We start from the raw sequence: 12,833 nt of genomic DNA on the forward strand, positions 1-12,833 counted from the left end.
CCATTGTGTCTGAAATTAATAAAAAAGAGATATCGTTTTGGATTATCAACTGATAACAACAGATGACCAGTTAAAGCTTGTTTGTGAACGTGCTGCTCAGGCCTCACGGATTGCCCTGGATACCGAATTTGTCCGTACCCGTACTTATTACCCGCAGCTTGGCTTAATTCAGCTTTATGATGGAGAGCAGGTCACCCTGATTGACCCGCTTAATATCAACGATTGGTCGCCGTTTACCGCACTGCTAATTAATCCCAATGTAATTAAGTTACTGCATGCCTGTAGTGAAGATTTAGAAGTGTTTTTACATGAATTTGGCATTCTGCCTCAGCCATTAATCGATACTCAGATACTGGCGGCGTTTAACCAGCGATCTTTGTCGACAGGATTTGCCACCCTGGTGGCGGAATATTTGCATGTTGAATTGGATAAAAGTGAATCAAGAACCGATTGGCTGGCGCGCCCGCTGACGGAGAAACAGTGTGTTTATGCCGCTGCCGATGTCTATTATTTGCTGCCGATTGCCGATGTTATCCTGAAAGAAACCGAACAGTTGCAGTGGTTAACCGCGGCGCAAAACGAATGTGTGATGATGAGCAAACGTCGTAGTGACGTTGTCACTCCCGAGCAAGCTTATTTAGATGTGAATAATGGCTGGCAGCTTAATGGCCGTCAGTTAGCCTGTTTAAAGTTGTTAGCCGCCTGGCGCTTAAATTATGCCCGTGAACGGGATATGGCAGTAAACTTTGTGGTTAGAGAAGAGAACTTATGGCAAGTGGCTCGTTATTTACCCACCTCGTTGGCAGAACTAGAGCCTTTAGGATTAAGCGGACCAGAAATTCGATTCCACGGTCGTACACTGTTGCGATTAGTGACGGAAGCCCTGTCGGTGGCTGAAGATGACTTCCCGCCGAAGATATTGCGTATTGTCGATCATCCCGGATACAAAAAGCTGTTTAAAGACATTAAATCTCTGATTCAAACGGTTTCAGCAGAAAGTGGTCTCAACGTAGAGTTGCTGGCCTCTCGCCGTCAGATTAATCAGGTGCTTAAACTCTATTGGCAGCAAGGCTCGTCTAATGAAACCGCTGAATTACTTCAGGGTTGGCGTGGAGAGTTAATGGGGGAGCGTCTGAAGGCTTTATTGGAGCAGGAAGCTAAACCGTTTATGTAATTAAATCAGACAGTCGCGGTTGTTAAGTTTGCATCTTCCCGGTCGTATTTAATCATGGTGTTTTATCCATATTCATTACGGCCGGGATATTTTTAAATACTGATTTGAAAGAGCGTTTACCAACCAAATATCTCGTTTACCCTAAGGCTACTTTTATTCCCAGGCCTATCAATACAACCCCCAGAACTTTATCAACGGACTTTTGCATCTTAGCCAGACCGCGTCTTACCGGTGCGCTTTGAATCAGAAATACCAGAGCAGGCCACCAGATAGCAGACAGAATCCAAATAATAAAGGCATACCACATTTTCTCGCCGGTGCTGGAGTCGATGTTTAACACCTGAGTAAAAACAGAAAGGAAAAATAGGGTGGCTTTTGGATTGAGCAGATTACATAGATAACCCTGTATAAAAGCATTTCTATAGCTGGTTTGTTGCTGAGAGACATGGGTGACATCCATTTTACTGCCTCCCTTCGCCAACAGCGCTTGAAAGCCAATCCAGATGAGATAGGCGGCACCAGCATATTTTAAGATGTTGAATAACCACGGTGTCGCCGTAATCACCACCGCCAGTCCGGCTACGCAGTAGGACATATGCGTAGCTACCGCAAGGATAACCCCCAGGGCTGTAAACATGGCGACAGAACGAGGATAACGAGCCGCGTTTTTAACGATTAAAAAGAAATCCGGGCCCGGGGATAACATACCCAAAGTGGCGATAGTGGCAACAAAGAGAGATGTCTCCAGCATACAAACTCCAATTTATCCATAATGGCAACGGTAAGCATTTGATAATGTCAGAGCTTTACTTAAACGCAAAGGGTTAAATAATAAAGTAGGTCGCACAAATCCGGTGTCAGCCTTCAGGCCAAGCGTTCACCTGTTAGCTCAAACCGTCATCCCGGTTTTCACCAGGATGACGGGGGTAATGAATCAGGCTACATCGAGTTATAAACTGGTGGTATTAGCCAATGATTTAGTTAACTTTAACGATCTTTTTTACATCAACTTCAATTGAACTCCAGTCTTTATCGATTTCGCCCTGAATTTCAACCTTGTCTTTCGGCGTAACGGTAATTCCGTTCCAGCGCTTACGATCTACCTCAATATTGATGGTTCCGGTTTCATCACGGAATAGATAGCGTTTTTTGCCCACCTGTTGCTCGATGTTCCCGCGCAATGTCACCCAACTGTCATCACTCATTTTAAGCGCTTTATCAACGGTGGTTTCGCTCGTATTGGGGCCAGAGAATCCACCGCTTTGGGTGGTTGTGGTCGTGGTTTCTGGTGCGACAGCGCCGGGGCCGCTGAAACCGCCGTTTTGGGCAACAGCAGAGGTACTGGCTAACGCGGCAACTAAAGCTAACATAGATAATTTGTTCATTGGAATCTCCCTTAAATAATGAATGGTTTCATCTGTTCGTTAGGTATTAAAACATAAGGTTCTTAACAGGATCTTAAAAGGGTGAGAATTAAAAAATATATTTCATAATGCGCTTTCAGACATAGCCACGGTCAGATTTATGCGGTAAAAGTTAGCGCATAAATAAGGGGAGACGAAAACAATGCGCATTCTGTTAATTGAAGATGACAGACTGATCGGTGATGGTATTAAAGCAGGTCTGACCAAAATGGGGTTCAGCGTCGACTGGTTTACTGACGGCAAGACCGGACGGCAGGCGATCGCATCGGCGCCTTATGATGCCATTGTGCTCGATCTCTCCTTACCGGGAATGGATGGCATGGATATTCTGCGCGACTGGCGTAAAAGTGGTCATGATGAACCGGTGCTAATCCTGACCGCTCGCGATGCGCTGGAACAACGGGTCGCTGGGCTCCAACAGGGAGCGGATGATTATCTGTGTAAACCTTTTGCGTTGGCGGAGGTTGCGGCTCGATTACAGGCTTTAATTCGTCGTCGCCACGGTCGGCTAATGCCGAAGCTAACCTATGGGCATGTAACGTTGGAACCCGCAACCATGACGGTGACGAGCCACGGTGAAGCGGTTTTATTGAAGCCTAAAGAGCTGGCGATACTGGAACTATTTTTACATAACGTTGGACGGGTTTTACCGCGGCCGTTGATAGAAGAAAAACTGTATAACTGGGATGAGGAAGTCTCCAGCAATGCATTAGAGGTTCATATCCATCATCTGCGCCGCAAACTGGGAAATGATTTTATTCGTACCGTCCACGGTGTGGGTTATACGTTGGGAGAAATAAAATGAAATTTCTCAACCTCAAAACTCGTCTCATTCTGATGTTTAGTGTCTTGGCTGTGGTGACATGGGGAGTAGCAAGCTTTATTGCATGGCTACAAACCAGTAAAAATATCAATGAACTGTTTGATACCCAACAGATGGTATTTGCCAAACGATTGTCGGTATTACACCCGGATATGTCGCAAACCATTACGGAACAATTACCGAAGACTAAAAAGCTAGTGCGCCACAATCGGGGAAAGCAAGACGACGATGCTTTGGCCTTTGCCATTTTTACACCGCAAGGAACTATGGTTCTCAACGATGGTGATAACGGCAGAAAGTTTATTTTTAATTATCATCAAGATGGTTTTGTTGATAGTGCCATTCAGGACAGTGACGATCTCTGGCGTATTGTCTGGCTTCAATCAGCAGATAAAAATCACATTATTGCCGTTGGTCAGGAGTGGGATTACCGACAGGATATGGCGAAAGATATTGTGATTTCCCAGCTGATGCCGTGGTTGATCGCGCTGCCGATTATGATGTTGCTCATGAGTTGGTTGATAGCCAGAGAGCTATTACCGTTACGTAAAATTGCCGAACAGCTTAATCAAAGAAAGCCTGATGATGAATCGGCGCTGGATATCCAACAGATTCCCAGTGAAGTCCGCCCAATGGTTGAAGCGTTAAATCATCTGTTTGCGCGTATTGGTTCAATGCTGACGAGGGAGCGCCGTTTTACTTCAGATGCGGCGCATGAATTGCGTAGTCCACTGGCGGCGTTAAAAGTTCAGACTGAAGTAGTTCAGTTAGCCGGTGATGATGAAGCGTTACGCAATCGGGCGCTGGGTAATCTGATTGACGGTATCGATCGCTCTACGCGGGTGGTCGATCAACTGTTGACGCTTTCTCGTCTGGAATCACTATCGCAGCTTGATGAGCAGCATAAGATTGACTGGCTGGCGCTATTACAAACCGGAATTGCCGATATTTACTACAAAGCTCGGGCAGAAAATATCGAGATTAGTCTGGAAGTTCTACAAACGCCGCGGCCGATTCGAGGTCACCAGTTATTGCTTTCCGTACTGATCAGGAATTTGCTGGATAATGCCATTCGTTATGCCCATACCGGCGGTAATGTTAGTGTGATATTAAGGCAAAGTAGTTTTAGCGTAGAAGATGATGGCCCGGGCGTTAGTGATGAATTTATTCAACGTATTGGCAAACGTTTTTTCCGGCCACCAGGACAGGAAAAAACCGGAAGTGGCCTTGGCCTGTCCATTGTTCAGCGCATTGCTAATTTACATGGAATGAGCGTCAGTTTTAATAATCGCTTAAAAGGCGGTTTTGAAGTAAGAGTGAACTGGCACTAATATTCATATGATTAATAGAGTCATTTCCATTTTTATGACTAAACTGACGCAGTTAATGCGACTAATTGTTAAAGGGGGCTCACATGAGGCTATTGCTGGTTGAAGACGATGAGTTAATCGGAGATGGTATTCATGTTGGTTTGACCGAGTTGGGGTTTACCGTTGACTGGTTTACCGATGGTTTATTGGGACAACAAGCAATAAACTCTGCGCCATATGATGCGGTTATTCTGGATTTAAGCCTGCCGCATGTTGATGGCCTGAATATTATTAAGCATTGGCGGCAACAGAAAATAGATACGCCGGTTCTTATTTTAACGGCGAGAGATGCATTAAAAGAGCGTATAAATGGTATTCAGTTTGGTGCCGATGACTACTTGTGCAAACCTTTTGCTTTAGAAGAAGTGGCAGTTCGGCTTCAGGCTTTGATTCGACGACGTCATGGACATCATAGTTCGGTGATTAAGTATAAAGATCTTGTACTGGATACGGCCAATTATACCGTGACTAAAGGTGGCGAAACGGTAGTGTTAACCTCGCGAGAGCTGAAGCTGCTGGAATTATTTTTACTCAGTCAGAATCGCGTTTTGAATAAAACCTTTATTCAAGAAAAACTCTATTCATGGAGTGATGACGTCAGCAGTAATACGGTAGAAGTACATATTCATAATCTCAGACATAAACTGGGGAAGGAATTGATTCGTACCATTTATGGCATCGGCTATGCATTAGGCGATGAACGATGAGAAACTTGAGTCTTCGCACCCGACTTACCGTCATTTTTACCCTGCTGATTTTGTTAGCATGGGTCATTTCATCAGCGATTGGTTATATTAAAGTTCGGCAACGTATTAGAGCAATGTATGACGCTGAGCAAATTCTGTTTGCCCAGCGCTTAGAGCGTTCAAGTCTGGATGATTTACTGCATATCAAGCCGCAAAACGATAACACATCATTTAAAACTAATCGGTTCACTAAAGCGCAAGATGCGCTTACCTACGCTATTTATAGCAGCGTCGATGGCAAGAAATTGCTAGGAGACCGTGAAGATATCGCGGCTTTTACCTATTCTCCGGCAGAGTTAAAATTGGGGAATGAGCCTAAATTTGTTGAAACCCCGGAATGGCGGGTTTTATGGCTTAAGTCTCAGGATCAGCGCTTTATCATCGCAGTTGGACAGAAAAATGCTTACCGCACGCGGTTGGCTAAGCTTATTCTGCTCGATCATCAGGTCACGCCGTGGGGAATCATTATGCCCATTATGCTGATTGTGATTATGCTGATGATTGGTCGGGAATTAGCGCCGCTAAAACGTGTGTCAGATGACTTAAAGAACAGGGAACCTGATGATGATACGCCAATTAAAGAAGCTCAATTACCGATAGAAGTGCGTCCCTTTGTTGACGCGCTGAATGCGCTGTTTCGCCGTACCGGAGAGCTATTAAAACGTGAACGTCGTTTTGTGTCTGATGCGGCTCATGAACTGCGTACACCGTTAACTGCATTGCGAGTTCAGACGGAAGTTGCCCTGTTAACCGCTAATAAACCGGAAGCACAAAAAAAGGCGCTGAATAATCTTACCGTGGGTATCGATCGGGCTTCTCGGCTGGTCGATCAGCTCTTAACTCTATCGCGTCTCGATGCTCATGCAATCATTCCCGATCGGGAAGATATTGACTGGCAAATGTTGCTACAGGAAATGCAGCCTTCGTTTTTTGATACCGCAAAAGAAAAGGGTATGGATCTGCAAATGAACTATCAGGGTATGCCCAATACCAGTGAAGGTAATCCGGTATTACTCTCGTTGTTGATTCGGAATTTGGTGGATAATGCACTTTATTATACGCAGGAAGGCGGTTGCGTAAGGGTCACATTAACGGATAAAGAACTCACCGTTGAAGACAATGGACCTGGGGTGACGGATGAACAGTTAGCGCGTTTAGGTGAACGTTTCTATCGACCACCAGGGCAAGTTAAGACCGGCAGCGGTTTGGGACTGTCTATCGTCAGGCAAATCGCTGAACTTCATAATTTAAGCATTCGTTTTAATCATGGTGAAAACGGCGGTTTTGTTGCCAGAATTATCTTCTAGGTAGATTGTTGAGGGGATAGTCTTCATGCTATCCCCTCAATGTAGGCTAGCTGTTTTGACGACATGATTTAAACATATCAAGTGGAGCCTGATATTCACCAGTTTGAATATTAAATGTGCCCAGTAAAGAGTGAAAAAGGTTGTCTTGGCTAAATTGATTTTGTTTTGCTTCTTTAGCCAGACAATTTGCATCCAGCTTTTGTGAGCGCCGATAGTCAGATGATGTCCATAGCAGCATCGGCACATGGGTCTGCTGACTAGGTGCAAGGGCATAAGGCGCACCGTGCAAATATAGCCCGTTCTCTCCCAAAGATTCACCGTGATCGGACAGGTAAAGCATCGCTGTATTGAATCGGTCATGGTGTTTTTGTAGCAGGGAGATAGTTTTATCCAATACAGCATCGGTATAGAGCAGAGTATTGTCATAGGTATTGCGCAATGATGTGGTATCGCAATCCTGAATATCGTTGGTATCGCAGGTAGGGATAAAGTGGCGGTACTCTTTGCTATAGCGCTGATGATAGCTTGGGCCGTGGCTACCCATTTGGTGCAAGACAATGATGCCATCATTATCTAACTGGTTAATATAGTCATCCAGCTTATGCAGCAAGATTTCATCCAGACAGGCACCATCCTGACAGTATTGCGGTAGTTTAAATGTGGTCACATCTTCTGAGGGAACGCGATTGCAGACGCCTTTACATCCGCCGTCGTTATCTCTCCACAACACATTAATTTTGGCTCTGGCCAGAATATCCAATAGGTTTTCCGTGTGCTTGGCCTGTGAGGCACTGTACTCTTTTCGGGTCATATTGGAAAACATGCAGGGAACGGAGACAGCCGTTTCCGTACCGCAAGAACTAACGTTATCGAAATAGATAATGTCGTTACGCTTAGATAGCATTGGGTTGGTATTTTTGTCATAGCCACCAAGAGAGAAACTCTCGGCTCTGGCGGTTTCCCCCAAGACTAATATCACCAACGTTTTCTTTGGTTGTTGAGCCAACAGTGGGCCTTTATGGGCATCCAGGCCAATTTGTACAAAAGGCTTACGCGCATCAAAGTAGCTAGCCACGTTATTGATCAGGCTACCAACCATATTAGACGGGGTTAGCATTTTGACGATATCTTTGTTATTACGGAAAAAGGGGGCGTAATCCTTATAAAAAAACAGTGCGATCAGAATAATTATCAAAGTCGAAACAATAATATTGACCCCTTTTAACCAAACAAAATGCCAGATACTTTTGGTCGTTTTAATTTTAGTGAGTGCCACGGCGATTGAAGGAATAATACCTAACAGGGTAAACCAGATAACCATTTTGAATGAAAGCAGATCCAGTGCTTCATGGGCATTGGTTTCTAATGCATTCTGGGTCATGTTTTGGTCAATAACGGTATTAAAGCTATACATAAAGTAGTTAATTGCGGCGCCAGTTAAAATCAAAACGATGGCCACTGGCTTACGAATATAGGGCAGCAGCAATAGCGTGAAGATGATATTCAGGCAACAAAACAGCAGCACTGGCATGGAAGCGGAGAACATGAAACTGTGGAACGAGTTAATATTAACAATATTCCAGACATGGGCAAAGAAACGGGTATTTTGAATGACGGTAATAAACAGCGCTACGCTGATAATAAATAAAATATCACTACATTGCAGTCGGAACGTTTTTTTCATAGCCAGATATTAATCAAGGTGTTCAATAAATCAGTGAACGTAGTTAATCACTTAATCCTTAATTAATTATTAAGCTCAGGAAACGCAGTGTAATAGATGAGCAAAGGATAGTATTCGCCAGAAAAACGGCAGAAGAGGTGGTGGAAAAGCATAGTCAGGCCACTTAATGGTTAAGCGGCCTGAACGATGAGATTAACGTTTGATAGATTTAAACTGTTTAGTGGTTTCGGTTAGCGCCACTTCCGTCGGTAAACGTTCCATAGAGCTTGCTCCATAGAAACCATTACAGTCAGGGCAATGCTGTAAGATATATTCTGCATCTTCCGGACTGGCAATCGGCCCGCCGTGACATAGGACAATCACATCGTTGCGAATAGATTTAGCCGCTTTAGCCCAGCTATTAATCAAAGGCACACAGTCGGCTAAGGTTAACGCCGTTTCGGCTCCGATGTTGCCGCCGGTAGTGAGTCCCATATGGGGAACGATAATGTCGGCACCCACTTTGGTCATATCAATCGCGTCTTGTTCACTGAACACGTAAGGGGTAGTCAACAGGTCTTTTTCATGAGCCATTCGGATCATATCCACTTCCAGAGCATAGCCCATACCAGTTTCTTCCAGATTCGCTCGGAAGTTGCCGTCAATCAGGCCAACGGTTGGAAAGTTTTGTACGCCGGAAAAACCGACGGCAGCAATATCATCAAGAAATTTATCAAATTGGCAGAAAGGATCAGTACCGTTTACACCAGCCAGAACTGGCGTATGCTTCACCACGGGTAATACTTCTTTCGCCATATCCATCACGATTTCGTTGGCATTACCATAGGCTAACAGACCGGCTAAAGATCCTCGACCCGCCATGCGATAGCGGCCTGAGTTGTAAATCACAATTAAATCAATGCCGCCGCTTTCCTCACATTTTGCCGATAAGCCAGTACCGGCTCCACCACCGATAATTGGCTCTCCGCGGGCTATCATGGCATGAAATTTTTCCAGTAACTGTTTACGTTGTGTTGACATCAGATCTCTCCCAGTTTGTTTAAATATTTTTCTTAATTCAGTCACGTTATGGACTGAAAATGCCTAATATATTCATTCGTCGCCGTTTGTCGTTTTAGATAACCAGCGACTATAATTCGGGCGTTATTCGCTTCAATTCAAGATTAAAGCTACTGTTAAGTCTCTTTTGGTGAGTTGATTTGGTAACCACTCTCTTCTATGCATATATAACAACCATAATGAGACTCGAGTTTCATTATAGGTTCGATTGATGGTGGAGTCTGTTAGCTACATCGCATTTTACAGATTTGGACTGTGAGCTTGCTAAAGTAAATGTTGGTCGGAAAGAGTCTGATCTAACTTATTGAATTAAGATATTCTTTGGATACTCTATTTTTATTACTAAGCTGAGATAAGAAGGGCTTGTGAATGGAACCAGTTGAACCAATTAATGACGTCAACACGCTAACGCATTTAAAGAGGAGAAAATATAATCTCTTAATTAAGTTGGCTCTAAAAATGTTTGAAGAAGGCGCATTTCCATCAGTCAGCGAATTGGCTATTGAAGCTCAGGTCTCACGGGCAACGGCTTATCGGTATTTCCCGACGCAAAGCGATTTGATTTCTGCGGTAGTCGATGAGTGCCTTAAACCGATTATCTTATGGCGTCCGGAACATACTAAAGCTGAGGATAGGGTAGAGGAGTTACTTAAGTTTGCCTATCCGAAGATGTTACAGCATGAGGGAGCATTACGTGCAGCACTACTATTATCGCTCCAGCAGTGGGCTGACGAACGTTTGATTGCAAGTCAGGCTGAGGTGAAAACCGAAGTAACTGAAGTGAAAGAGAAACTGGTTAGGGGGCACCGCAAACAGATTTTATCTCTGGTGACGGAGCCGTTACGTGAAGAGCTTCCTTCAGAGCTAGTGGAGAAAGTAAACCATGCGTTATCTATCATTTATGGTTCTGAAGTATTTATGGTGTTAAAGGATATCTGGCAGCTTGATAACGATAATGTACAGTCAGTGACCCAATGGATGGCAAAGGCCATTCTTAATCAGGCTCGGACTGACGCGAAAAAATAGGTTTAGTCTCTGACCCGCAGCGTCATGCTGCGGGGAACTGATATCAGCAGAAGTTAGCTCAGATGTTCAAACAGGATATTAACCCCAATACCAATCAGGATCAGACCACCGATAATTTCTGCACGTTTACCCAAGATAGGGCCAATAAAACGGCCTAGCATCATGCCCAGCGTTGCCATAATCATGGTCGCCAGGCCGATAGCCATGGCGGTATGAATAATATCAACTTGCAATAAGGCTAATCCAACGCCTACGGCCATCGCGTCCAGGCTGGTGGCTATGGCCGTGGTAACCAAAACCCAAAAGGAGTGACGGCGAATTTTTACTATATGCTCGTCCGGTTTTTTACTGCCTTCAACAATCATCCGGCAACCAAGAATAAAGAGCAGGGTAAAAGCAACCCAGTGATCCCATTCGGTAATGTACTGACCAGCAACTAAACCTATTCCCCAGCCAATCAGCGGCGTGATCGCTTCAATACAACCGAAAATTAATCCGGTACGAAAAGCTTCGCGAAATCGGGGTTTATGTAAGATAGCGCCTTTACCAACGGATGCGGCAAACGCATCCATAGACATACCAAAGGCAAGAATAAGTGTGGCAGAAAGGTTCATGGGAAAGTCTCCGGCTGAGCAACATATACATGCAAGGCACCTCTAAACCTACAGAGTGCCCACCATGTCTATGGTCTCGCCTACCTGACGGTTGCCTGCACCACGCTGAATTTTAGGTAATTCAAGCGAGCATGTTGATACAGGCGCTTTTGTTGGATGAACAAAAACCGGCTACTCCCCAATGACGGGCGGGATCTTAACATTAGGTGCCTGCTTCACCAAGAAGGAAACACTTATTAATAAATATTCTCATTAAATGATTATTATTTTCATTTGAGGAGCGGGGTTACGGCTGAGCATTGCGGTTTTTACCGGAATGACGGAAGAAATATCGTCATACAGGCTTTATTTCGTCGGTTTAATACCTTGCAGACAGAAAATGGCGACCAGACACATCACCGCCGCAATATAGAACACCGTGTGAAAATTCCATATTTCTGCCACGGTACCGGCCAGCGAGCCGGCGATAATCCAACCTACCCGTATTGTATTGGTAAACAGAGTCGTTGCCGCACCGGCCTGACCTGGCATCAGATCTTGAAAGTAGAGCATACCGATCCCGGCAAGAATACCGATAAAAATGGCATTAAGTATTTGTAATAACAATAATATCCATGGAGAGGTGAAAAAGAATAACGCAATATAAAACAGCAGACCGGCAAGAATGGCGTTTTTCATTAGCTTATGTTTACCGAATCGCTGGGCATAATAACCAGCGATAATCATCACTGGAATTTCTAGCCCGGCAGCGGTTCCCATCATAATACCCACCAGCTTTTCTGACAGCTGTAATTCTGTAATTAGATAGAGCGGCATATTGATGATGTACATACTATTACAAGTCCACATCAAGGCGCTGACGATAAACAATAGCAGCGTATCACGCCTGTTTTGACGAGGGGCTTGAAGGCGAACGTTGCCGGCTCGCTTTTCTTTTGGCATAGAAGGCAGGGCATACCAAACAATCACTGAACAAAAAACAAACGCTATTGCGGCGGAGAGATACATGGTTTTAAAACCAAATCCTAATGCCAGCGCAAAAGCTAAAGGTGGGCCAATAACCCAAGCCAGTGAAATTTGAGCGCGCAGTATTGAACTGAACATCACTACTTCACGATTGGTTCGGTCAGCGTGTTCTCTGGCCAGCGCAAACAATTGAGGTGTCGCGGTTGAGCCAAATGTTGAGAGCAAAACCCCCACCGTTAGCAGCAGAAAGTAATCTCGATTAAAAGCATAAAGTACACTACCCAATGCCCCAAACAGGCAGCATATCACGATCAATATTTTGCGATCGCCAGCGCGGTCAGAATAGCTGGCGATAATCTGACTAATAATAATGCCAATCACTGCACTGCCGGTAAAAAACAGGCCAACCAGAATAGGTCTGGTGTGCACTTCAGTGGTCAAAAACAGGCTGAGCGTTGGGGTTTGCAATGCACCGGCAATCCCGGTAAGGAAGGCAATCAAGAGAAAAGCTAATGACGTAAGGTCAGTCATTTGCCTGAGTGATGTGGTAAAACTCTTCATAATTGAATGAAATTTCAACAGAATAAGGGGTTGTAGCGGATGATACGCGCTTTACTGTCGAATAAAAAGGCGAATTATC

12 protein-coding genes and 1 riboswitch are annotated in these 12,833 nt (G+C 44.6%); of the genes, 6 read left to right on the forward strand and 6 right to left on the reverse strand.

What is annotated here, in order from left to right:
• Positions 1 to 37: 37 nt before the first annotated feature.
• Entirely contained in the window at positions 38 to 1,174 is a 1,137-nt protein-coding gene (gene rnd, locus BMZ28_RS08555) for a ribonuclease D (RefSeq protein ID WP_074822366.1), read from the forward strand.
• A 136-nt stretch (positions 1,175 to 1,310) separates the two neighbouring features.
• Here rnd and BMZ28_RS08560 read toward each other — a convergent pair whose 3' ends face one another.
• Positions 1,311 to 1,925: a LysE family transporter gene (locus tag BMZ28_RS08560; protein WP_047781095.1), complete on the reverse strand. Its 615-nt coding sequence runs from the start codon at positions 1,923 to 1,925 to the stop codon at positions 1,311 to 1,313.
• A gap of 226 nt (positions 1,926 to 2,151) precedes the next feature.
• A complete protein-coding gene (locus tag BMZ28_RS08565) occupies positions 2,152 to 2,559 on the reverse strand; it encodes a YgiW/YdeI family stress tolerance OB fold protein (protein WP_047781094.1) in 408 nt (135 codons plus the stop codon).
• Between the two features lie 181 nt (positions 2,560 to 2,740).
• Here BMZ28_RS08565 and qseB point away from each other — a divergent pair, with 181 nt between their 5' ends.
• The 4 genes from qseB to qseC (BMZ28_RS08585) all read left to right on the forward strand — a co-directional run bounded on the left by qseB (position 2,741) and on the right by qseC (BMZ28_RS08585) (position 6,844).
• On the forward strand, positions 2,741 to 3,403 hold the full coding sequence (gene qseB, locus BMZ28_RS08570; RefSeq protein ID WP_074822369.1) for a quorum sensing response regulator transcription factor QseB: 663 nt from the start codon (positions 2,741 to 2,743) through the stop codon (positions 3,401 to 3,403).
• A complete protein-coding gene (gene qseC / locus BMZ28_RS08575; RefSeq protein ID WP_074822372.1) occupies positions 3,400 to 4,752 on the forward strand; it encodes a quorum sensing histidine kinase QseC in 1,353 nt (450 codons plus the stop codon). Before qseB ends, qseC (BMZ28_RS08575) begins: the two co-directional genes overlap by 4 nt.
• 83 nt (positions 4,753 to 4,835) lie before the next feature.
• Positions 4,836 to 5,498, forward strand: coding sequence for a response regulator (locus BMZ28_RS08580; RefSeq protein ID WP_074822375.1), 663 nt, complete (start codon positions 4,836 to 4,838; stop codon positions 5,496 to 5,498).
• Positions 5,495 to 6,844 carry a quorum sensing histidine kinase QseC gene (gene qseC / locus BMZ28_RS08585; protein WP_074822378.1) on the forward strand — a complete coding sequence of 450 codons (1,350 nt, stop codon included), beginning with the start codon at positions 5,495 to 5,497 and terminating at the stop codon, positions 6,842 to 6,844. Before BMZ28_RS08580 ends, qseC (BMZ28_RS08585) begins: the two co-directional genes overlap by 4 nt.
• A 46-nt stretch (positions 6,845 to 6,890) precedes the next feature.
• Here qseC (BMZ28_RS08585) and eptA read toward each other — a convergent pair whose 3' ends face one another.
• On the reverse strand, positions 6,891 to 8,528 hold the full coding sequence (eptA, locus tag BMZ28_RS08590) for a phosphoethanolamine transferase EptA (RefSeq protein WP_074822381.1): 1,638 nt from the start codon (positions 8,526 to 8,528) through the stop codon (positions 6,891 to 6,893).
• A 192-nt stretch (positions 8,529 to 8,720) separates the two neighbouring features.
• Positions 8,721 to 9,548 carry a phosphoenolpyruvate hydrolase family protein gene (locus tag BMZ28_RS08595; RefSeq protein ID WP_074822383.1) on the reverse strand — a complete coding sequence of 276 codons (828 nt, stop codon included), beginning with the start codon at positions 9,546 to 9,548 and terminating at the stop codon, positions 8,721 to 8,723.
• Between the two features lie 408 nt (positions 9,549 to 9,956).
• On the opposite strand from BMZ28_RS08595, the gene BMZ28_RS08600 reads away from it, so the two are divergent.
• Positions 9,957 to 10,613, forward strand: coding sequence for a TetR/AcrR family transcriptional regulator (locus BMZ28_RS08600; RefSeq protein ID WP_047781087.1), 657 nt, complete (start codon positions 9,957 to 9,959; stop codon positions 10,611 to 10,613).
• A gap of 53 nt (positions 10,614 to 10,666) precedes the next feature.
• Here the strand turns inward: BMZ28_RS08600 and mntP are convergent, their stop codons facing one another.
• Both mntP and BMZ28_RS08610 read right to left on the reverse strand, forming a co-directional pair.
• Positions 10,667 to 11,227, reverse strand: coding sequence for a manganese efflux pump MntP (gene mntP / locus BMZ28_RS08605; protein ID WP_047781086.1), 561 nt, complete (start codon positions 11,225 to 11,227; stop codon positions 10,667 to 10,669).
• Between the two features lie 5 nt (positions 11,228 to 11,232).
• Positions 11,233 to 11,419: riboswitch (yybP-ykoY riboswitch) on the reverse strand.
• A 153-nt stretch (positions 11,420 to 11,572) separates the two neighbouring features.
• A complete protein-coding gene (locus BMZ28_RS08610) occupies positions 11,573 to 12,754 on the reverse strand; it encodes a sugar efflux transporter (RefSeq protein ID WP_074822386.1) in 1,182 nt (393 codons plus the stop codon).
• Positions 12,755 to 12,833 lie beyond the last annotated feature (79 nt).

The organism is Pragia fontium DSM 5563 = ATCC 49100 (assembly GCF_900112475.1).
Classification (GTDB): domain Bacteria; phylum Pseudomonadota; class Gammaproteobacteria; order Enterobacterales; family Enterobacteriaceae; genus Pragia; species Pragia fontium.